General features: G+C 61.1%; 18 protein-coding genes and 1 pseudogene. 11 read left to right on the plus strand and 8 right to left on the minus strand.

Features of this window, described 5'->3' with window-relative positions:
* Nucleotides 1-165: 165 nt before the first annotated feature.
* From AC30NL_RS22040 to flhD, 6 genes are all read right to left on the minus strand, one after another.
* Complete coding sequence (locus tag AC30NL_RS22040; RefSeq protein WP_489466124.1) at nt 166-810, minus strand: protein phosphatase CheZ; 645 nt, start codon at nt 808-810, stop codon at nt 166-168.
* Between the two features lie 11 nt (nt 811-821).
* A complete protein-coding gene (gene cheY, locus AC30NL_RS22045) occupies nt 822-1,220 on the minus strand; it encodes a chemotaxis response regulator CheY (RefSeq protein WP_489466125.1) in 399 nt (132 codons plus the stop codon).
* Between the two features lie 47 nt (nt 1,221-1,267).
* Nucleotides 1,268-2,227: a flagellar motor protein MotB gene (gene motB / locus AC30NL_RS22050; RefSeq protein WP_489466126.1), complete on the minus strand. Its 960-nt coding sequence runs from the start codon at nt 2,225-2,227 to the stop codon at nt 1,268-1,270.
* Nucleotides 2,228-2,533: 306 nt separating this feature from the next.
* Entirely contained in the window at nt 2,534-3,391 is an 858-nt protein-coding gene (gene motA, locus AC30NL_RS22055) for a flagellar motor stator protein MotA (RefSeq protein WP_489466127.1), read from the minus strand.
* Between the two features lie 292 nt (nt 3,392-3,683).
* Nucleotides 3,684-4,220, minus strand: coding sequence for a flagellar transcriptional regulator FlhC (flhC, locus tag AC30NL_RS22060; RefSeq protein ID WP_489466128.1), 537 nt, complete (start codon nt 4,218-4,220; stop codon nt 3,684-3,686).
* Nucleotides 4,221-4,251: 31 nt separating this feature from the next.
* Nucleotides 4,252-4,578 (minus strand): flagellar transcriptional regulator FlhD, encoded by a 327-nt coding sequence (flhD, locus tag AC30NL_RS22065; protein ID WP_489466129.1) that lies wholly within the window; start codon nt 4,576-4,578, stop codon nt 4,252-4,254.
* 566 nt (nt 4,579-5,144) lie between these two features.
* On the opposite strand from flhD, the gene AC30NL_RS22070 reads away from it, so the two are divergent.
* The 6 genes from AC30NL_RS22070 to AC30NL_RS22095 all read left to right on the plus strand — a co-directional run bounded on the left by AC30NL_RS22070 (nt 5,145) and on the right by AC30NL_RS22095 (nt 11,884).
* Nucleotides 5,145-6,650 carry a flagellin N-terminal helical domain-containing protein gene (locus AC30NL_RS22070; RefSeq protein WP_489466141.1) on the plus strand — a complete coding sequence of 502 codons (1,506 nt, stop codon included), beginning with the start codon at nt 5,145-5,147 and terminating at the stop codon, nt 6,648-6,650.
* Between the two features lie 312 nt (nt 6,651-6,962).
* Nucleotides 6,963-8,477, plus strand: a complete 1,515-nt coding sequence (locus tag AC30NL_RS22075) for a flagellin N-terminal helical domain-containing protein (protein WP_489466130.1) — start codon at nt 6,963-6,965, stop codon at nt 8,475-8,477.
* Between the two features lie 150 nt (nt 8,478-8,627).
* On the plus strand, nt 8,628-10,124 hold the full coding sequence (gene fliD, locus AC30NL_RS22080; protein WP_489466131.1) for a flagellar filament capping protein FliD: 1,497 nt from the start codon (nt 8,628-8,630) through the stop codon (nt 10,122-10,124).
* A 245-nt stretch (nt 10,125-10,369) separates the two neighbouring features.
* Nucleotides 10,370-10,774, plus strand: coding sequence for a flagellar export chaperone FliS (gene fliS, locus AC30NL_RS22085; RefSeq protein ID WP_489466132.1), 405 nt, complete (start codon nt 10,370-10,372; stop codon nt 10,772-10,774).
* A gap of 58 nt (nt 10,775-10,832) precedes the next feature.
* Complete coding sequence (locus AC30NL_RS22090) at nt 10,833-11,132, plus strand: flagellar protein FliT (RefSeq protein WP_489466133.1); 300 nt, start codon at nt 10,833-10,835, stop codon at nt 11,130-11,132.
* A 5-nt stretch (nt 11,133-11,137) separates the two neighbouring features.
* The gene (locus AC30NL_RS22095) at nt 11,138-11,884 is read left to right on the plus strand and encodes a flagellar brake protein (protein ID WP_489466134.1); all 747 of its coding nucleotides are present in this window, start codon (nt 11,138-11,140) and stop codon (nt 11,882-11,884) included.
* Nucleotides 11,885-11,945: 61 nt separating this feature from the next.
* Here AC30NL_RS22095 and AC30NL_RS22100 read toward each other — a convergent pair whose 3' ends face one another.
* Entirely contained in the window at nt 11,946-13,475 is a 1,530-nt protein-coding gene (locus AC30NL_RS22100) for a hypothetical protein (protein ID WP_489466135.1), read from the minus strand.
* Between the two features lie 264 nt (nt 13,476-13,739).
* Here AC30NL_RS22100 and AC30NL_RS22105 point away from each other — a divergent pair, with 264 nt between their 5' ends.
* Nucleotides 13,740-15,110, plus strand: coding sequence for a Fic family protein (locus AC30NL_RS22105; RefSeq protein WP_489466136.1), 1,371 nt, complete (start codon nt 13,740-13,742; stop codon nt 15,108-15,110).
* A gap of 272 nt (nt 15,111-15,382) precedes the next feature.
* Here AC30NL_RS22105 and AC30NL_RS22110 read toward each other — a convergent pair.
* Nucleotides 15,383-15,487 (minus strand): annotated as a pseudogene (locus AC30NL_RS22110) (IS110 family transposase); the annotation flags it as partial.
* Nucleotides 15,488-15,870: 383 nt separating this feature from the next.
* On the opposite strand from AC30NL_RS22110, the gene AC30NL_RS22115 reads away from it, so the two are divergent.
* The 4 genes from AC30NL_RS22115 to AC30NL_RS22130 all read left to right on the plus strand — a co-directional run.
* Nucleotides 15,871-16,962 carry a WD40/YVTN/BNR-like repeat-containing protein gene (locus tag AC30NL_RS22115; protein ID WP_489466137.1) on the plus strand — a complete coding sequence of 364 codons (1,092 nt, stop codon included), beginning with the start codon at nt 15,871-15,873 and terminating at the stop codon, nt 16,960-16,962.
* On the plus strand, nt 16,959-19,337 hold the full coding sequence (locus AC30NL_RS22120) for an efflux RND transporter permease subunit (protein WP_489466138.1): 2,379 nt from the start codon (nt 16,959-16,961) through the stop codon (nt 19,335-19,337). The genes AC30NL_RS22115 and AC30NL_RS22120 overlap by 4 nt, the downstream gene beginning before the upstream one ends.
* A gap of 48 nt (nt 19,338-19,385) precedes the next feature.
* Nucleotides 19,386-20,981, plus strand: coding sequence for a DUF1302 domain-containing protein (locus AC30NL_RS22125; protein ID WP_489466139.1), 1,596 nt, complete (start codon nt 19,386-19,388; stop codon nt 20,979-20,981).
* Nucleotides 20,982-21,120: 139 nt separating this feature from the next.
* A partial coding sequence (locus tag AC30NL_RS22130) for a DUF1329 domain-containing protein (protein WP_489466140.1) occupies nt 21,121-22,079 on the plus strand: 959 nt, incomplete at its 3' end.

Raw genomic sequence — 22,079 nt, forward strand, 5'->3', positions numbered from 1 at the left:
GAGGGAGCAATGCAGGCCAGTTCGCTGTGGCCCGCTTCGAAGTAACGCATTTCGGCTCCCTCTCCCCCGGCGGGGGGAGAGGGTTGGGGTGAGGGGTCTCTAAAAAATCACCCCAATCTCCCCTGATGCATCTGAAATTCACATCGACTCTGAAAGGGAGGCCTCTTAGAACCCGAGGCTAGCCAGCAAATCGTCGACTTCACCTTGGTTCGCCACCACGTCCGTGCGCGTGCTCGGGTCTACCACCGGGCCGTTCAGGACGTCCGGATCGGCCCGGTGCTGCGCCACCTGATCGGGCGGCGCCGCTTGCAGCAGCAGCTTCACGAGGCTGTCTTCCAGATCACCTGCCAGCTTCACGACCTTGGCCACCACCTGGCCCGTCAGGTCGTGGAAGTCCTGAGCCATCATGATGTCGGTCAGGTGCTGGTCGATGCGGGCGGTGGCTGCTTCCACGTCGCCCACGAAGTTCATCACTGAGCCCGAGGCCACGGCCTTGACCGGGTCAGCCATGATGGCCTGCGCGATCTCGCGGGTTTCACGCGCGATCTTTTCGTGTTCGGCCTTCGCCTGATCCACGGAGTTCAGCACCTTCTCCGCCGCCTCGCCGGTCTTCTTGGCGACGTAGTTGAGGCGACTGCGAGCGTCGGGTAGATTGTCGGCGGCGAGCTGCAGGTTGGGCATGACACCGAGCTGCTCCAGCGTGTCGTGCAGCAAACGCGTGAGGTGGCCCAGCTGCTGATAGACAACTTCGGGCGATACGCTCGAAGTGGCTGCCGGAGGTGCAAGCGTGGTGTAGTCGTCCATTTTCATGATCCTTTTTCTCAGGCTGCGGTCATCAGCTTTTGCATGATCTTCTGCACCTTCTCTTCCAGAGTCGCCTTGGTGAAGGGCTTGACGATGTAGCCTGCAGCGCCGTCTTGCGCGGCGCGCACGATGTCTTCTTTACGGGCTTCGGCAGTCACCATCAACACCGGCAGATGCTTCAGTTTCTCGTCCTTCTTGATCGCGGCGAGCAGCTCGAAGCCGTTCATGTTGGGCATGTTGATGTCGCTGACAACAAAGTCGAACTTTGCGTTCTTGAGCATGTTCAAGGCCACGGCGCCGTCTTCGGCCTCCTCGGCGTTGTTGTAGCCGATCTCCTTCAGCAGGCCACGCACTATGCGCCGCATGGTGGAGAAGTCATCGACGACCAGAAACTTCATGTCGGTGTTGGTGCTCATGGCGATCCTCGTTGCAGTTGGCCCGCAGGGCTTTGGGCCACAGGGCCTTATCGGGCGATTGATGGAGAAATTGAGGGCTCGGACGACATCGTTTGTGCGTTGGCCGGCTCAGGATCGGACAAGTCCACAGGTTGTGTGGATCTGCCGAAGAACCGGTCTTCTGCCTCGCGATTCATCACGATGATGCTGATGCGACGATTCACCGGACTGAGCGGATCATCTTTGTCGAAGAGTGCGCTGGAGGCGAGCCCTTGCACGCGCAAGACACGCTCGTCGGGCAGGCCGCCAGCGATCAGTTCGCGGCGTGAAGCGTTGGCACGGTCGGCAGAGAGTTCCCAATTGCTGTAGCCGCGGTCGCCGCCTGGAAACGGCTGCGCGTCGGTGTGGCCTTCGAGCGTGAGGCGGTTGGGCACCTCTGCAAGCACGCTCCCGATCATTCGAAGCAACTCGCGCATGTAGGACTGCACCACGGCGCTGCCGCTCGCAAACATCGGACGCAAGTTCTCGTCGACGATCTGGATGCGCAAGCCGTCTGCCGTCATGTCAAGGCGGATCTGCGACTTCATGGCCGCCAGCTTGGCGTTCCCGCTCAACGCAGCGTCGACCCTGTTCTTGAGTTTTTCAAGCCGCTCCATCTCGGCTTTCTTCTGCACGGCCTTGAAGGCCTGCAGATTGACCTTCTTGCCCCTGTTCTCGAGGTCGCCATTCTTGACCTGCCCGCCTTGGCGCGACAGATCGGTACCGCCTCCCTTGATGACGTGCGACGAATCGCCGGAGCCGCTGCCGCCCATCAGCGAAACCTTCAGCGGCGAATTGAAGAAGTCCGCAATACCCTTCTTGTCACCTTCGGTCGTGGAGCCGAGCAGCCACATCAAAAGAAAGAAGGCCATCATTGCAGTGACAAAGTCGGCATAAGCGATCTTCCATGCGCCTCCGTGGTGGCCGTGCCCGCCCTTCTTGATCCTCTTGACGATGATCGGCTGAAGCTTCTTTGAATCACCCGCCATATCACCCTCCAACCAAACAGATCAAGCAATGCCCAAGCACCCGGCTTTGCCAGTCCGAAGCGACAGCGACCGGTGGCCTCAAGCAACGCCCACGGAGCCGGCTTTGCCGGTCCGTCGGGTGGCGCCCCTTGGGGGCAGGAGCGAAAGCGACTGGGGGGCCCAAGCAACGCCCACGGAGCCGGCTTTGCCGGTCCGTCGGGTGGCGCCCCTCGGGGGCAGGAGCGCCAGCGACTGGGGGGCTCAAATTCTGCCGGTCCGTCGGGTGGCGCCCCTTGGGGGCAGGAGCGAATGCGACTGGGGGGCCCATTATTTCTTCTTCACGTGGCTTTCGAGTTCGGCAAAGGTCGGCCGGTCGGCGGAATACAAGACCTTGCGGCCGAACTCGACCGCCACCTGAGGTGCATAACCCTGCATGCTCGCAAGCAGCGTGGTCTTGATGCACTGGAGTTCCTTGCTGCCTTCGTCGTTCTTCTGCTCAAGCAACCCGCCCAGCGGTTCGACAACGCAGTAGGCGAGCAAGATGCCGAGGAAGGTTCCGACCAGAGCCGACCCGATCATGCCGCCCAAAATGGCCGGCGGTTGGCCCACCGACCCCATGGTATTGACGACACCGAGCACCGCGGCAACGATGCCGAATGCCGGCAACGCGCCGGCCAGTCGCGCGATCGCCGCCACTGGCGCATGCGCCTCGTGGTGATGCGTCTCGATCTCGCTGTCCATCAGGCTTTCGATTTCGTGGGCATTCAGGTTGCCCGACACCATCATGCGCAGGTAGTCGGTGATGAACTCGACCACGTGGTGGTCGCTGCCCACGGTCGAATACTTCTGGAAGAGCGCGGAGCCGTGCGGATCCTCGACATCCTTCTCGATGGACATCAGGCCTTCTTTGCGCGCTTTCTGCAGGATGTCGAAGAGCAGCGCCATCAGCTCCATGTAGCGTGCCTTCGAATACTTCGATCCCTTGAGCAGGCCTGGAATCGCACTGATGGTGGCCTTGAGCACCTTGGGCTGGTTGTTCACTGTGAACGCGCCCAACGCGCCCCCCAGGATGGCGAGCAATTCGGTCGGAAGCGCATGAAGAATGACGCCGATGTTCCCGCCATGGACGATGTAGGCGCCAAAGATGCAGGCGAGCGCAACGACGTAACCGATGATGACAAACATGTTGGTAGGGCGTTCCGAATCGAGGCCGCAGCTTTTTCGCGGGTTCTTGTGAGGGTTTTATCGGCCGCACGAGAACTCACTTGAGAATTTCCAGTGTGCCGATCAATGCCATGACCTGATCGCGACAACAGACCCTTTTCCACGGCACAAAAAAAGGCGGGCCCAGAGGGCCCGCTGTAGAAAGCACAAAGGTTTGTGCCAGGAGGAGACAAGACAAAAAACTACCGGAACGTGATTGTTATCGGCCGCTTCTTGAAAAACTTGAGCGCGGAACAGGCTCGCAGGTCGTGAATTAATGCATCTGAATGCCACCAGCCGCGCGGCCCTTGCCGGCGCGTGCCGGGGGATTGCACAAGCCGCAGACATAGTGCTTCGTGATTTCATGCGGATGCGTCACGAACTTGCCCTTGCACTTGGAGCATTCGGTCAAGGTCAGCATGCCGTTGTCGACGAACTTCACGAGGCGCCAGGCGCGAGTGACGGACAGCAGTGCTTCGAGGTCCTGCGCCTTGGTCTGCTCTTGATAGAGCTGGTAGGCCTTGATGACGGTATCGATCTCGTCCATCTCGGACACCTTGTTCAGGTATTCGTGGATGTTGAGAAACAGCGATGCATGGATGTTGGGTTGCCAGGTCATGAACCAGTCGGTCGAGAACGGGAGCTGGCCCTTGCTCGGCGACTTGCCGGCGACTTCCTTATAGAGACGCAACAGGCGCTCGTAGGAGAGATCGGTTTCCGATTCCAGAACCTGCAGACGGGCGCCGAGATTGATCAGCGTGACGGCACGTTCGATTTGCTTGGCTTCGGTGAGGATGCTCTTGGTGCGCATGTGGACTGTCTCCTGGATAGTTATGTATGGTTCAGGCCGCTTCTTGATGGCGGCCGGCCATCAGGATGCTGGCATGCAGGCGGGTCATCGTGTCGTTGGCGGCGGCGGTCTTCCCGTGATTGGTCAGGAGGCCCCAGACCAGGTCGTCATCCATGCGGAATTTGCACAGCAGGGTGTTGCCAGACGCGATCTTCATCATCTGAGCCGGGCTCAGCAGCGCGATCAGGGCTGCGTTTTCCTCGCTGATGCCGAGGCGGTACAGGGCTTGTTCGCGGTCTGCGCGAATCAGGCTTTGGGCCAGCATCAGGTAGGAGAGATTGGCTTCGCGGATTTCGCTGAGGATCTGGTCTGCGTTCATGTCTGGCTCCGTTAGGTTGGCTGCTTGTCTTCGTTGGCGGTTCGTTGATTGCTTCAACGTGAAACGGATTGTCTGGATCAAAGAAAGCCCGAAACATCAGGTCAGTTCTGTGGCTTGAGTCCAGTTTCTTCCATGCCAGCTGTCAGGCAAATTCCTACAGGAAACCCCTAGGTCATTCCGCCCTTGCCAATTTCAGTTTTCTGCCGATTGGGAAAGTTGTGCCATTTTTGCGGCGCAGTTGCTTTGATAGGCGGACTTGACATTCAAGCGCGAGTTGCATCACAGAATGCTCACGGACTCCTAAAGTTCGAGAAAGAGCGTTCCGATAAACGTCCCAACGCTCTTGAAAAATCTGCATGAGCGTGGTCCGGTTAGCCGGCCGAGAGTTGGACAGCGATAGGCGCTTCATTACTCCGGTTGACTAGTTGGGCGGTCGACGCGAAGGGCATATGGCCCCCACGACGACAGGCAACGATGCCAAGAGAGTTCAAGGCTTTCGAAGCATTGCGTGTAACGCCGGCTAGGCCGGGAGTCCATTCAATTATTAGGGGTATTTCATCATGGCTATGTCGATCAATACCAACGTCTCATCGCTGACAGCACAACGCAGCTCGAGCAAGGTCCAGGATCAACTTTCTACTTCCATGGCACGTCTGTCTTCGGGTTTGCGCATCAACAGCGCAAAGGACGACGCTGCCGGCCTCGCGATTTCCGAGCGCTTCACCACGCAGATCCGCGGCCTGAACCAGGCTTCGCGCAATGCCAACGACGCGATCTCTTTGTCGCAAACCGCTGAAAGCGCGCTGGGCAACATTGGCGACAACCTGCAGCGCATCCGCGAACTGGCCGTGCAGTCGGCCAACGCCACCAACAGCGATTCCGACCGCGCTGCCCTGCAGTCGGAATCCAGCCAGCTGATGAGCGAAGTCCAGCGCGTGAGCGGCCAGGCGAACTTCAACGGCATCAACCTGCTCGACGGTTCGTTCACCTCCAAGGCCTTCCAGGTCGGCGCGAACGCCGGCGAGACGATCTCGGTCGCCTCGATCACCGACGCACGCACCACCTCGCTGGGCAGCAACACCCTGGCGGCCGCCGGCTCGATCATGGGCACCGCGACAGCTGCAGGCACCGACAACAGCGCCGGCAACGGCATCGCCGCCGAGACGACCCTGACGCTGAGCAACACCGCCGGCACGACCGCGCCGATCGCCTGGAGCGCCGGCGACGACGCGCGCGCCATCGCCTCGTCGATCAACACCGCCGGTGCTGCCTACGGCATCAAGGCCACGGCCAGCAACGCCTCGCGCCTGAGCACGCTCAGCGCCGCAGGCACCGTGTCGTTCTCGCTCACCGGCAACTCGACCGCCGGCGCGCAGACCATCACCGCCAACGTCACCAGCACGACCGACCTGACGGCCCTGGCCAACGCCATCAACGGCGCAACGTCCAAGACCGGCATCAGCGCGAGCTTCGACGGCACCAACAAGGGCGCCCTGATTCTCACGTCGTCTGACGGCAGCGACATCTCGCTCCAGGACTTCACCAACAGCGGCGCCACCGGTACCGGCACGCTCGACGTGCAGACCTACGACGCGAAGACGGCCACCGCCGGCACCGCGCAGAGCCTGACCGATGGCGGCAACGACTCCACCATCGTCACCGGCAACGTGAGCCTGTCCAGCAGCAAGGGCGCGCTGTCGTATGCCAACGCGACCAACACCGACGTGCTCGCCGCGGCTTCGGGCGCTGGCACCTTCACATCGCTCGCCACGGTGGACATCTCGACCGCTGCCGGCGCGACCGCCGCGCTGGACGTGATCGACTCGGCCCTGTCGCAGATCAACAGCGGCCGTGCCGATCTCGGTGCCGTGCAGAACCGCTTCTCGTCCACAGTCTCGAACCTGCAATCGACGAGCGAGAACCTGACCGCCTCGCGCAGCCGCATCCAGGACGCGGACTTCGCGCAGGAAACGGCCAACCTGTCACGTGCCCAGGTCCTGCAGCAAGCCGCCACGGCGATGCTCAGCCAGGCCAACCAGCTGCCCCAGCAAGTGCTGCAGCTGCTCCGTTAAACGGGGTGAACCACCGCGGCTCACAAGCCGCGGAGTCCGACCCGCGGGACCGCAAGGTTCCGCGGGTCTTTTTCGTTCTGACGGCGATGAATTGCCGGTCTTCTCTACCGCTTTTTGTCCCTTTAGCCGACACGGCCGCTCCCCACAATCGCTCTATCACCCCCAAGGCAACGAGGGTGTGACGTTCGGGCTCCATGGCCCATCGCCGACAGCGCGGCATGAAGGCGCGCTGTCCACGATGGACCTGCGACATCCGGGCGAAACGAATCCGGTCTTCGGGCCGGGAGTCCAGCGATTCACAGGAGCGCCATCGTGGCCTTGACCATCAACACCAATCTCTCTTCGCTCACCTCGCAGCGAAGCGCCGGCAAGGTACAGGACCAACTGTCCACATCGATGGCGCGACTGTCTTCCGGCCTGCGCATCAACAGCGCCAAGGACGACGCTGCGGGTCTCGCGATTTCCGAACGCTTCACCACGCAGATCCGCGGCCTGAACCAGGCGGCGCGCAATGCCAACGACGGCATCTCGCTCGCGCAGACGGCTGAAGGCGCGCTCGGCAACATCGGCGACAACCTGCAGCGCATCCGCGAACTGGCCGTGCAATCGGCCAACGCCACCAACAGCGACTCCGACCGTGCTGCCCTGCAGTCGGAAGCCAGCCAGCTGATGAGCGAAGTGCAGCGCGTCAGCACGCAGACCAACTTCAACGGCATCAGCCTGCTCGACGGTTCGTTCACGACCCAGACCTTCCAGGTCGGCGCGAACGCCGGCGAGACGATCTCGGTGAGCGGCATCGCCGATGCGCGCACCACCTCGCTGGGCAGCAACACGCTGGCCACCGCCGGCTCGATCATGGCCACGTCCACGGCGGCCGGCACGGACAACAGCGCCGGCAACGGCATCGCCGCGGAAACGACGCTCACGCTGAGCAACACCGCCGGCACGACGTCCCCCATCTCGTGGAGCGCCGGTGACGACGCCCGCGCCATCGCCACCGCCATCAATGGCGCCGGCAGCGGCCTGGGCATCAAGGCCACCGCCAGCAACGCCTCGCGCCTGAGCACGCTCAGCGCCGCGGGCACGGTGTCGTTCAACCTGACGGGCAACTCGGCCGCCGGTGCGCAGACCATCACCGCCAACGTCACCAGCACGACCGACCTGACCGCCCTGGCCAACGCCATCAACGGCGCGACGTCCAAGACGGGCATCAGCGCGAGCTTCGACGGCACGAACAAGGGCGCCCTGATCCTCACGTCGGCCGACGGCAGCGACATCTCGATGGAGGACTTCACCAACAGTGGCGCCACCGGCACCGGCACGGTGGACATCGCCAACTACGACGTCAAGACCGCGACAGCCACCAACAACCAGAGCCTGACCGACGGCGGCAACGACTCGACCATCGTCACCGGCACCATCGACCTGGCCAGCACCAAGGGTGCGCTGTCGTACGCCAACGCGACCAACACCGACGTGTTCGCCGCGGCTTCGGGCGCCGGCACCTTCACGTCGCTGGCCTCGGTGGACATCTCCACCGCCGCCGGTGCGAGCGCCGCGCTGAACGTGATCGATTCCGCGCTGTCGCAGATCAACAGCTGCCGCGCCGACCTCGGTGCCGTGCAGAACCGCTTCTCCTCGACGATCGCCAACGTACAGTCGACGAGCGAGAACCTGACCGCCTCGCGCAGCCGCATCCAGGACGCGGACTTCGCGCAGGAAACGGCCAACCTGTCCCGTGCCCAAGTGCTGCAGCAGGCCGCCACGGCCATGCTCAGCCAGGCCAACCAGTTGCCGCAGCAGGTGCTGCAGCTGCTCAAGGGCTGATGCGCTGCGACGGCTCGCCGCCTGCGCGGGCCGCCAAAGCAACCGAAAAGGCCAGGCGAAACATCTGGCCTTTTTTTGTTCCTGAACGAAACGGGCCCTCAAGCCCCGGCAGGACGTGCCGATATCAGCTGAATCCAAGGAAACCAGTCAATGGCCAGCATCAGCAACTCGACACTTTCCTCGCCCGGCATCGGCAGCGGCCTGGACGTGAACAGCATCGTGACGCAGCTCACGGCGATCGAACACCAGCCGATCGACCTGCTGGCGCAGAAGCAGTCGGTCATCCAGGCCAAGCTGTCGTCCTTCGGGCTGCTGTCGAGCTACATGGGCAACGTGCGCGACATCGCCGCGCAGCTGGCCAAGCCCGCGACCTGGACCAAGAACACCGCCACCAGCTCGGATTCGAGCGTGCAGGTGAGCGCCAAGAGCACCGCTGCCACGGGCACCTATTCGGTCAACGTGACCCAGCTCGCGCAGTCGCAAAGCCTCGCCTCCAAGGCCTTCACCAACTCGACCTCGGCGGTGGGCACGGGCACCCTGCACATCGAGTTCGGCAGTTGGAACACCGGCGCCACCGCCTTCACCGCGGACGGCACGCGCAGCGGCATCGACATCGCGATCGGCGCGGGCGACAACACGCTGACGGGCATCAAGAACAAGATCAACGCCGCCAACGCGGGCGTCACGGCATCGATCGTGAACGACGCCAACGGCGCACGGCTCGTGATCAGCTCCAAGGCCACCGGCGCCTCGAACGCGGTGCGCATCACCGCCACCGACGACGACGGCAACAACACCGATGAGTCGGGCCTGTCGGCCCTGGCCTTCGACCCACCCAACTTCACGCCCGCCGACCCGCTCAACCCGGGCGTGCAGATGGCGCAGACGCAGGCCGCCGCCGATGCGACGGCCACGATCAACGGCCTGGCGGTACGCTCGGCCAACAACACCATCGCCGGCGCCATCGACGGCGTGACGCTCACGCTGTCGGCCAAGACCACCGCGCCAGTCACGGTCGGCGTCTCGCTTGACACCGGCTCGCTGGCGAGTGCCGTGACGAGCTTCGCCAAGGCCTTCAGCGACATCAGCGCCTACATCTCGTCGCAGACGAAGTACGACACCTCCACCAAGACGGCCAGCCCGCTGCAGGGCGACAGCGCGACGCTGTCGGTGCAGCGCGCGCTGCGCAACGTCTTCGTGGGCACAAGCGGCGAATCGTCGACCTACAAGTACCTGTCGGACATCGGCATCGAGTTCCAGGACGACGGCACGGTGGACGTGGACGGCGCCAAGCTGAACGCGGCGCTCAGCAGCAACCCGCAGGAAGTGGCCAAGCTCTTCAGCGGCACCACCTCAGGCAATGCGGCCCAGCAGGGCTTCGCGGTGCGCGTGAGCTCGGTGGCCAAGCAGATGCTGGACATCACCGGCTCGATCACCACGCACAGCAAGAGCCTGCAGGCGGACATCACGCGCAACCAGAAGCAGCAGGACGCGCTGCAGCAGCGGGTGGACGACTTCAAGGCGCGCATGCTCAAGCAGTACAGCGCGCTCGACACGATCATGGCGCAGACGAGCGCGAGCAACAGCGCGCTGACCCAGGCACTGACGGCGCTGTCGAACCAGAACACGGCCATGTCCAAGGGCTGAGCGGCTTGGCCGCGGCCAGGCTCGCACGCACGATCGGCGCTTCGCCGGCCATGCGCATTTGCGCGTGCGGCCGAGCCTCGAGTGCCGCGGCGCCGCACCGGACGCTCGAGGTGCGCGGACCGTCCTGCCGCGGCGCGGAAAGCTTGAGCCGAAACAGCAGGTTGCCGTCGCCTTACAGAGCCTTCAAGTTCCCGCCGAAGCTGGCCGATATCCATTTCAAGCAACGACACATAGGCAGCACCGACATGTTTGCACCGTTCAAATCCCAGGCCAACGCCTACAACCGCATCCAGGTGGAAACCGGCGTCAACGGCGCCGACCCGCACCAGCTCGTCACCATGCTGCTGGACGGCGCCTTGTCGTCCATCGGCGCCGCGATCAACGCACTGTTCACCGGCAACATCGCCATGAAGTGCAAATCGATCGCCCGCGCGGTGAGCATTGTCGAAGAAGGCCTGCGCGGTGCACTCGACATGAACGTCGGCGGCGAAGTCGCCCGCACGCTCGATGCGCTGTATGCCTGCGTGCTGGTGCGCCTGACCCGTGCCAACGTGGAGAACAACGCCGCGATGCTGCACGAATGCATCGAGCTGCTGACGCCGATGCGCGACGCCTGGGTGTCGATCAAGCCGCAGAAGGTCGCCGCCTGAGACCGACACACACGAAGTCCCGCACATGCACGCCGACCGCAACCCCAGTGGAGCCCATATGAATCCCGTCCTCCTCAACTACTACGAGGCGATCGAGAAGGCCAGCCAGGACATGCTCGAAGCCGCACGTTCGGGCAACTGGGACCACGTCGTCAAGCTCGAAGGCGCTTGCGCGCTGCTGATTTCCCAGCTCAAGCATGCCGCGTCCAGGCAGAGCCTGGGCACAGAAGAGGCGCAGCTCAAGTCGCGCATCATGCAGCGCATCCTGATCAATGACGCCGAGATCCGCCAGCTGGCCGAGCCCTGGCTCGAGGACCTCGACAACATGCTTGCCGGCCGGCCGAAGACGCTGCATTGACTTTCATGAACTCACGCACAAAGAACACGTCCGCGGACGGAAATCTCGGCGACTTTCGCATCACTTCGCCGGTGGAAATCGGCGCCATGCTCAAGCACCTGGCCGACGGCAATGTGCAGGTCAGCCTGAACGCGCCCAACGGCACCTCCATCACGGCGTCCGTCTGGACGTCGGATGCGAAGCGTGACATGGTGAGCTTCAGTGTGCTGAACGACGAGCCTCGACTCGACACCCTGGTCGAGTGCGACGAGGCGATGGTGATTGGCTACCTCGACAGCATCAAGGTGCAGTTCGACGTGAACAATCTGGTGCTGGTTCGAGGCGACAAAGAACGCGCCTTGAACGGCGCGTATCCGCGAGCCATGTTCCGCTTCCAGCGACGCAACGGCTTTCGCGTGCAGCCCATGCTGCACACGACACCGGTGGCCAAGCTGCGGCATCCGATGATTCCTGACATGGAGCTTTCCCTGCGGGTGCTCGACGTGAGCATCGGCGGATGCGCACTGTTCCTTCCCAACGACGTGCCGGCGATCGACCCGGGCGTGTTGATGAATGGCGTGACGATCGATCTTGACGCCAATACACGGGTGGCGACGGGGTTGCGTTTGCAGCACATCACCTCCCTGAATCCGGAGTCGGGTGGGGTTCGACTCGGGTGCGAGATGGTGAACCCTGGGAGTCAGGGCCTGCGCTCCCTTCAGCTGTACATCGACCAGACGCAGAAGCGCCGGCGCTTGTTGGCGACGGAATGAGAGGCTGAGATTTCGGATAAGGACATGGATCGCGGTAGCGCGTCATCTCCGGGGCGCAGGCTCACCGCAACATGAGCAGTGCGCCTTGGAGCCCCGCCGTGGGCGCACGTTTACCCTCGCTCGAGTCTACCTCGCCCTCGGCGTGCTCGTTGGCCGGGGCCGGGGCCGGGGCCTGCAGGCCCAGGCGCTGGACCACCCAGCCTCCGATGTCGGGCACATGGCTCGCCCCCGCACTAATGAAGTCCAAGGCGCTGGTCGCCGCGCCGCTGATCTTTTTCTTGGCCTTGCCAGCCGCACCGACGGTTGCATCGGTCGCCGCCTGGGCAGCCGCGCCGACGATGGGTGCGCCGACCTCAATGGCCGCCGTCATGAGGGCCATCAGCATCACACTGGACGCCCGCTTGCCGGTCATTACGCTCCAATCGGCGCGCTCAGGCGACAAGTGGCCGTGGCTGCCCTCGGCCGCGTGGCGGAAGTGGTCGATGCTCGAGTTGGCCGCGAACAGCTCCGAGATGAACAGGCCGATTGTCATGGTCACTGCCAGTGGCACGGCCGGGGAAGTCACGGCGGAGCCGACGCTCTTGACAACGTCGATGGCGCTGTCTTTGTAGCTGCGCCCCATCTTGTCGATCACGTCACCGAGGTCGTCGCGCAGCAGCATGCGGGCGTAGAAGCCCAGTCCACCAGTCAGGTTCTTGAACTGCACGTACGAGGACGCCGCGAATCCCAGGCCGACGTCGATCCCCAAGTCGACCCGGTCAGCCGTCTGGCGGACGATCGAGCCGTTGGTCACTCCGTCGAATTGATTCTCGACCAGGGCTTGGATCGCCGGCGCGGCGATTCGGGGCGCGTTCTTCAAGAAGTTGGCGCTGGTGGCCAGCTTCATGGACTCCATGATCGCCTCGCTACCGCTGGGCACCTTGACCGAAGCCGGCAGGTGGCCGTTGACTTCGGCGCCGTTGTAGAGCAGCGGGATCATGGTGGCCTTGCCCAGCGTGCTGATGAGGACGTCCAGCCCGCCGGCACCCAGGCCGACCAGCATGCCGACCAGGGAAGGGCTGCGCAGGATGCGGGGCGGCAGCTTGGCAACGAGCTTTTCGTTGGCCAGCTCCATGCCCATCCCAACGCCGGCGTTGCCGGTCAGGCCCAGCCCGACCACAGCGATTCCGGCGTCATGGCGCCATGCATGCTTCAGCAGCTTCTGCACCTTCTCCGGGGTGTCGAAGCCCTTCTGGCGCATTACGCCGACGTTCTCGACCAAGCGTGCTTCGACGTCCGGTGACAGCACCTCCACGCCGCCCATCGAGCCCTTCACCAGGTGATGAAGGCGGCTCGCCATGAGGTGGTCGCTCAGCGGGGAGCCCGGCGAGGTCCGGTTCGACAGCAGCAGCGTCTGCGAATCCGGCGTGCCGATCGGACTCAGTTCGGCCGTCGGCCTGCGTACGCGCAGGCCGACGGGGCCGGTGAGCTGCGACGGCTCGTGCGGCGGCTTGGTCCCGCTGGTGCTTGCGCCGCCGTCGCCGACGACGCCGAAGCGCAGGGAAACAACGCGCTCGCATGAACTGCTGCTGGAGGATTGGATATTGAGCATGGTGTGGCCTCGGCCAGGGTTGCGCCTGCGGTCAGGAGGGTGGCGCAACGAGCCCAATTGCACCGGCCGTGATGCGAAGCCGCGGCGCGGCACGCGAAGGCGCCGCGCGCCTCACCAAGGCTAGGGACATGGGTCGGAATAAGTTGCCAACCTGCGGCTGCCACGACGCTCGATGGCGCGATTCCGCTTATCGCGCCATTTCCCCTTGAAATCGCGCCAGAATCGCGCCAGAATCGCGCCACCAAATTCTTTGGATCGCGCCAAATGGTTGCCAGCGCCACGCCCGAACGTGTACTGAAGGTGCTGCTAAAACAGCCCAGCGGCTCCTCCTTGAGTGAGTTGCTGGAGCGCTTTCCAGACCTGTCTCGCCGATCTGCGCAACGCATGCTCTCGACATGGGTCAAAGAGGGCGTAGTCGCTCGACGGGGGCAAGGCCCGAACACGAGATACGGTCCTTGCGCAGCCCCCGCAGAGCCCGTCGCGGTGGGGTTGTCTCCCACCGCCACCTTTCCTGAAGCCATCCCCATCTCGGCAGACAGCCGGGATGTGCTCGCCTATGTGAGCCAGCCGCTCGAAGCTCGCACGCCAGTGGGCTACGAGGACGACTTTCTCAACAGATACTCGCCCGACACCCCGTATTTATCCGAAACGCTGCGCCGTCAATTGCACCGCATGGGAAACACCGGCCAAGCTGAGCGTCCTGTCGGCACCTACGGACGCGAGGTACTGGACCGGCTCTTGATTGACCTTTCATGGGCGTCGAGCCAGTTGGAAGGCAACACCTATTCGCGGCTCGACACGCTCGCGCTGATCGAGCGAGGGGAGATCGCGCAAGGCAAGAGCGCGGCGGAGGCACAGATGATCCTCAACCACAAGGCTGCGATCGAGTTGCTGGTCGAAAGCGCCGACGATGTGCGCATCGACACGCATACCTTTCTAAGCCTGCACGGGCTGCTTTCCGAAAATCTGCTGCCGAATCCCGCGGACGAAGGCCGACTGCGCACTCACGCTGTCCCGATCGCGCAAAGCGTCTTCAGGCCTCTCGACGTGCACCAGCGGATCGAAGGACGCTTTCGCACGCTGCTGGCCAAGGCAAATGCAATCGCCGATCCCTTCGAGCAGGCGTTGTTCCTGATGGTGCACCTGCCCCATCTGCAGCCCTTTTCCGACGTCAACAAACGCGTGTCGCGCGTGGGTGCCAATCTTCCGCTGATCAAGGCCAATCTGTGTCCGCTCACCTTCGTCGGTGTGCCTGAATCGGCGTACGCCAAGGCGACGCTCGGCGTCTACGAAATGACGCGCGTCGAATTGCTGCGCGATGTGTTCGTTTGGGCGTATGAACGTTCGACGCAGGAATTCCTGTCACTCAAGCGCGACCTGGTGCAGCCTGATCCTGCGCGGCTGCGGCATCGAATGCTCGTCAAAGAACTGGTACGCGAACTCGTCAGACGGCCGGAAGTCGACACGTTCACATTGCTGCAGAGACTTGCCGTCGAACGGGTGACGGCCGAGGAACGGCAGACTGTTCAGAGTCTGGTCATCGACGAATTACGGCGCATTCACGAAGGCGTTCTGGCGAGGTATGGCTTGCGCCCTTCAGAGCTTCAACGCTGGCGAGATGCTCAGGCAATCTGAAGAACCGCCCTCAGAGGCTCCCTCAGAGGCGTCCAGCAAGAAGTCCGAGCGCAAACTGGCGGCCTGGAGCACCACCCATCTGCAGGAACTACCGGCGCAAGCGGGGACAGCGGTCGCGGCGTAGAGGAAAACGAGGGCTGACGCTCATGCAATTGCCCTGCCCTAAAGGCCAAGCCTTGTCCGCTGCTGACCAGTTCTACTCACTCGCTGCCTGACCTTCAAATGCGCTGCCGGGCTTCGCTTGCCCCGACGCCCTTATTGCGACAGAACCCGCTACCGCAGGCCTCCATGCCGATCAGGCACGGAGGCAGATTGACAAAGAATTCCGCAAACTTGTCGCGCTTGACCAGGTCGATGCCAATTGTCGTAACCTTCATGATGGACGCTCCTGTCGGCTCAAGTGGTTGTCTACGCTCCCACTTTGGTACATCAATGCCGTTGCTGCGCGGGTGCGGGCGCCCATTCCATTAGTTGAATGTCTCGGTGGCCATGGTTTGGCGATCTTCGAGGCCTGCAGAGTGATGCAATCGCCCTGGGACAAACCTAACTGTTGTCGCCTCATCGGATAGGGAGTAGGCTCCCTGCTAAAGACTGATCAGCCTGAGCATGCCGTTTCCGTCGTGACCATCGAAGTTAACGCTGTTTCGGCCGAAATCGCCCGTCTCGAAGGCGCGACCTGGAGGCCATGCGCTTGCACTAAGACGCCATGCATCGACCCTCGGGCATCCTCTAAAGGCCGAGGTTCCTTGAAGCCAATCTGATGAATTCGGCTGCTGTTGCTTTTATTCTGGTCACGCCCTGGATTGCCGCTGCAGTAGGGATGCCTGCTGGGCAGGGGATTGGCCCCACGCCGGATGTGCTGGAGCGGCCCGCGTTGTTCAGTGCGCGGGCAAGTGATTCGGTTTTGCTGGCCGTTACGCGGGCCAACCAGCGTTTGCTAGCGGTGGGCGAGCGTGGGATTGTTTTATTCTCCGATGACGGCGCAACCTCTTGGCAACAGGCACGGGTACCGATCAGCGCGACTCTGACCGCCATCCAATTCGTCACGGAGAAAAAAGGCTGGGCCGTCGGCCACTCCGGCGCGGTATTACGTACGGAAGATGGTGGCGCACACTGGGTCAAGCAATTGGATGGAAACCAGGCTGCCCAATTGATGCTGGAAGACGCGCAAAAAAATGCGATGGAGCACGACGACGACCAAGCGCGGCGGCGATTGAGCGAGGCGCAACGGCTACTGCGCGAAGGACCGGACAAACCATTTTTTGATATCTGGTTTGTGGATGAAAAGCGCGGCTTCATTGTCGGCGCATTCGGCCTTTTTTTTGCGACGCAAGACGGCGGAAAAACCTGGCTTCCCTGGCGCGCGCATATTGAAAATCCTACTGACAAGCATTTGTATTGCATCAGGTCGCTCGGCGGCTCGCTCTACCTCGTGGGGGAAGAAGGCGCGCTCTACCGCTCTACCGATGCGGGTCGAACGTTTATCGGCATCAACACCCCCTATCGGGGCAGCTGGTTCGGCGTCATCCCGTTGGAAAAACAATACGTCATCGCCTATGGATTGCGGGGGAACGCGTATTGGTCTCAGGATGCCGGGCAGCACTGGCGCAAGATCGATACCGGCACACAGGCGGCATTGACGGCCGGCATGGTGTTGAGTGACGGCTCTATCGTCCTGGCGAGCCAGGCCGGCGAAGTGCTGCGCAGTATCGATTTCGGGCGAAGTTTCAAGGCCTTGGCAGTTGCCCGCCCCTTCCCGTTCTCTGGTGTAGCGCAGGCCGCCAACGGCGATCTCGTGTTGTCGGGGGCAAGAGGGATCAGTCGGGTATCCATTCGGCAAGCCATCCCATGACACGCGACGCCGCCTTTGTTGACTATCCTGTTCTTCCCAATCTGCAGGATTTTGACCCGCAATCCGGTTCCCGCATTGAACGGCTCATATTCAATCATCGGTCGATCATTGTTTTTCTTTGCCTGCTGGCGATCGCCCTGCTCGGTGCGCGAGCCACCCGGCTCACATTCAACGCCAGCTTCGAGAACATGCTACCGATGGGGCATCCGTATGTTGTCAATTATCTCGCGCACAAAGATACGTTGAGCGGCCTTGGAAATACGGTACGCATTGCGGTGGAAACAACGCAGGGCACGATCTTCGATGCAAAATATATCGAGATATTGCGCCGGATCAATGACGACGTATTTCTGATCCCCGGGGTCGATCGGCCCTATATGAAATCCCTGTGGACGCCGTCGGTACGCTGGGTGGCCGTCACGGAAGATGGACTGGATGGGGGGCCGGTCATGCCGGACACCTACGATGGTTTAGCCGCAAGCATCGCGCAAGTGCGCATAAATATTGAACGATCGGGCGAGATCGGTCAATTGGTGGCAGCGAATTACCGATCCACTGTGATCGTGGTTCCTTTGCTGGAGAATGATCCTGTTACCGGACAAGCGCTCGACTACGGGAAATTCTCCGATGCGCTGGAAAAGATGCGGATGCAGTATCAAACGCCAACGCTCAAGGTGCATATAACCGGCTTTGCGAAAGTGGCGGGCGACTTGATCGAAGGACTGGGCGTATTGCTGTTGTTCTTCATTCTTTCCGTCTGCATTGCGGCTGCCCTGCTTTATTGGCACACACGTTGCGCGCGCAGCACCTTGCTGGTTGTGTTGTGCTCGCTGGCGGCTGTTATATGTTTGTTGGGTCTGTTGCCTACGCCGCAACATGCGCTGGACCCGTATTCGACGCTGGTTCCATTCTTGGTATTTTCGATCGGCATGAGCCACGGCGCGCAGAAAATGAACGGGATCATGCAAGATATCGGGCGCGGCACGCATAGGGCGGTGGCGGCGCGCTATTGCTTCCGGCGCCTGTTCCTGGCAGGCTTGACCGCTTTGCTGGCCGACGCGGTGGGATTCGCCGTGCTTACAGTGATTCCGATCCGCTCCATACAGTACATGGCGCTGACCGCGAGTATCGGTGTGGCGATATTGATTGCGACCAACCTGGTGCTTGTGCCGGTGCTGTTATCGTACTGCGGCGTGAGCGCGTCCGCCGCGCGCAGGAGTATTCGCGCGGAATTGGTCGGCGCATCCGGTCAGGTGAATGCCGGACAATTCTTCAAATTGCTAAGCTGGAAAAAATATGTGATCGCATTCGCCGCCGTGCTGGGGATCGCGGGTTTGGCAGCAAGTTCACGCCTCAGCATTGGCGACGTACATCCGGGCGCGCCGGAATTGCGGACGGATTCCCGTTATAACCGTGACAATTCGTTTATGACCGCCAATTATTCCTCCAGCAGCGACATTTTGGCCGTGATGGTCGAAACGCCGCAGTTCAAGTGCGTGGACTATGATGTGTTGCTGCGGATCGATGCCATGGAATGGCAACTGCAACAGTTAACCGGCGTCATCTCCACCCAATCGTTTGCCGGACTGAGCAAATGGCTTTCTGTCGGCATGAACGAAGGAAACCCCAAGTGGTTCGATCTACCTCGTAATCAGAATATGCTGAATGCCTTTGCCGCACGCGCGCCGCGGGAGCTATTCAGCCAGAATTGCGATCTACTCCCGCTCTACGTGTATCTGCGGGATCACAAAGCCGACACACTTACGGGTGTGAGCGCCGACGTAGAGCGCTTCGCCGGCAAGAACACGTCGAACGATGCAAAATTCTTGCTGGCGGCTGGCAACGCCGGGATCGAGGCCGCCACCAACGCGGTGGTCGAGCGTTCCAATTTTGCAATGCTGGCACTGGTGTATTCCGCGGCCATCCTGCTTTGTTTTATTACCTTCCGTTCTTGGCGGGCGGTGTGCTGCGCCATCGTGCCACTAGTTTTGGCAGCCATTCTCTGCGAGGCATCAATGGTGATGCTTGACATCGGTTTAAAAGTAGCCACATTACCCGTCATTGCACTTGGTGTGGGTATCGGCTTGGACTATGGTCTTTACGTGCTCGCCGTGCTGCTGGCGCGCTTGCGCGCGGGGATCAGCATGCAGGACGCATATGCCGGGACGATGCGGTTCACCGGAAGAGTCGTGCTGCTGACAGGCTTCACGCTCGCGATTGCGACGGGAATCTGGGTCTTTTCACCCATTAAATTCCAGGCCGACATGGGCATTCTGCTCGCCCTCATGTTTCTCTTGAATCTGTTGGGGGCGCTGTTCTTGTTGCCGGCGCTTGCCGGATTTTTGCTGCGCCCCACCAGGATGCGCGCTCGTTAAGGGGATGCAGGTTCAAGTAGTTTTAATTTGCAAAAATGGAGGCTCAAGATGAACAAGCTACATGGCTTACCAGAAAGGCGATGTTCCGGAATACGCCCAGTGACGCGTGGCGCGATCCTATCGATGCTGATAGGAATGGCATTGTCCCAATCTGTGCAAGGCGTCGAAATTGATACTGGAACAGAGGCGAAAATCCATTGGGACAATACGATCAAGTACAGCGCTGCCCGCCGCGTCGCCAAGCCATCGTCGTCCTTGCTTGCCAATACAAATGGCGATGATGGTGACCGGAATTTCGATACCGGTCTGATTTCAAATCGTCTCGATTTGCTATCCGAACTCGATATCACCTACAAAACAATGGGATTGCGATTAAGCGGCGCGGCATGGTACGATGCGCTTTATAATCGAGGTAATGTAAACGACTCCCCGGCAACCGTGAACGCATTTAGCGTGCCTTCCAATGAATTTACGGATGCGACTAAAAGTTTGCATGGCAAGCGCGCGGAAATGCTGGATGCTTTTGTGTTCGGCAACGGTCACATTGGCGACATGTCGGCGAGTGTGCGCGCCGGCAGGCATACCTTGCTATGGGGCGAAAGCTTGTTGCTTGCCACCAACGGGATTTCATATGCACAGGCGCCGCTCGATCTGATCAAGGCCCAGTCCGTCCCTGGAACACAAGCCAAAGAGTTGTTTATGCCGGTCGGGCAGATTTCATGGCAATTGCAGCCTAGCGTCCCGTTGAGCCTTGCCGCATATTATCAATACGACTGGCGCAAGTCCCGTCTTCCCGCCGCCGGCAGTTACTTCAGTTCTGCAGACATTATAGATGCCGGCGGCGAACGCTTGCTCTTTTCTGCCGGACCCGGGCTATTGCGCGGCACCGACTTGAACGCGCGTCAAAGCGGCCAGTGGGGAGTTTCGGCGCGGTATCGCGTCACAGGGCTTGATACGGAATTCGGTCTGTATTATTTGCGCTTTAATGAAAAGCTGCCCCAACTCTACCTGCGGCCGGGAGCAGGCGACTATGCCCTCGTCTATCCCGAAGAAATTCGCGTGCTTGGCGCGAGTTTTTCGACGGTGCTTGGCGGTAGCAATGTCGCAGGAGAAATCCATGTGCGCCGCAATATGCCGCTGGCCAGCGTGCCCTTGATCGTGCCGGCCGGGACGCAGGCGGACAATCGGGATCATCCTTTGTATGCGGTCGGCAATACAGTGCATGCCCAAGTGTCCATCATTCATGTGGTGAACTCTACCCCTTGGTGGAACGTCGCCACGGTAACGGCGGAAGTCGGCGCAGTGTACCGAACCAGCGTCACCAAGAATGCCGAGAATATAGATCCGGCGACGCAGCGCGGAGCGTTGGGATTGTCACTCGTATTCACGCCATCTTATTTCCAGGTGCTGCCGAATCTGGATCTGAACGTACCGGTCTCGCTCAGCTACAACGTCAAGGGCAAATCGCCTGTCACAAGTGCCTTTAGTGGCGACAAGGCGGGCACGTTCAGCATCGGCCTGAGTGCTGCGTACGAGAGGACATGGAATGCGACTATTCAGTATGCCGTTTCCTTTGGCGGGGCGGCGGTTCAACCCCTCTCGGATAGGAACTTTATTTCTCTTGCTATTCAAAGGACGTTTTGATGCAATGGATCTAATCGAAATTCCCCTGCAAAATGGTTGAACAGGTTTATTCCTTCCACAGTGTCGTATTTTTTGTTGTCCAAATTTACTCATTCTGGCGCGTGCGAATTGGGTTAAGTCTGGAATCAGGAGGCAAGAAATGAAATTTAAACGAGCAACAGCGGCCCTTGCAGTATTTCTGCTTGTGATCGCACTCCCATTCTCTGGCGTGGCGGCCACCCCTGAAGAAGCGGCCAAACTCCAGTCTGACCTGACCCCGTTGGGCGCCGAAAAGGCCGGCAACAAGGACGGGACGATCCCCGCCTGGGACGGCGGTTACACCACGGTCTGGCCCGACTATCGCTCTGGACAATCCAGGCCCGATCCATTCGACGCCGAAAAGCCGCGACTCCAAATTACGGCGCAGAACATGCAGCAATACGCCGACCAGCTTTCGGATGGGGTGAAAGCACTGCTCCAGCGGTTTCCCTCCTACCGGCTTGATGTCTATCCTACCCATCGCACCGCAGCCGCTCCACAGTGGCTCTACGACAATACCTTCAAGAACGCCACCCGCGCCAGGCTCGTACCCGATGTAGTCGCTGGCTCACGAGTGGAAGGGGCCTATGGGGGCATTCCTTTCCCGATTCCCCGGGACGGGGCACAAGCAATGTGGAATCATTTGCTTGCCTGGCATGGCGAAGCGTACGCCTTCGACTACGGCTCGTATGTGGTGGCCGCCAACGGCAGGCCCGTGCTGGCTGGGGCGGGGATCGTTGAATTTCAGTATCCGTACTATTATCGGGACGGTTCGCTCGACCGCTTTGTCGGAAATTATTGGATGCTAAAACTCACCGCCGCTGGCCCGCCTTTCCGGGTCGGAGAAAAGCTCTTGGCTATTTCTCCGGCCGGAAAAAACCTTCAGGCATGGCAATACCTGGTGGGGCAGCGCCGGGTACGGCGTGCGCCCGACGTTTCCTATGACACGCCCGACTATCCCTCTTCCGGGGTTCTCTTAAGTGACGAGGGTTTTCTATTCATCGGCAATCTGGATCGATACGACTGGAAGCTGGTGGGCAAGAAGGAGATGTTCGTGCCCTATAACACCCAACGCTTTCA

The organism is Rhizobacter sp., from assembly GCA_021153565.1.
GTDB lineage: Bacteria > Pseudomonadota > Gammaproteobacteria > Burkholderiales > Burkholderiaceae_C > Albitalea.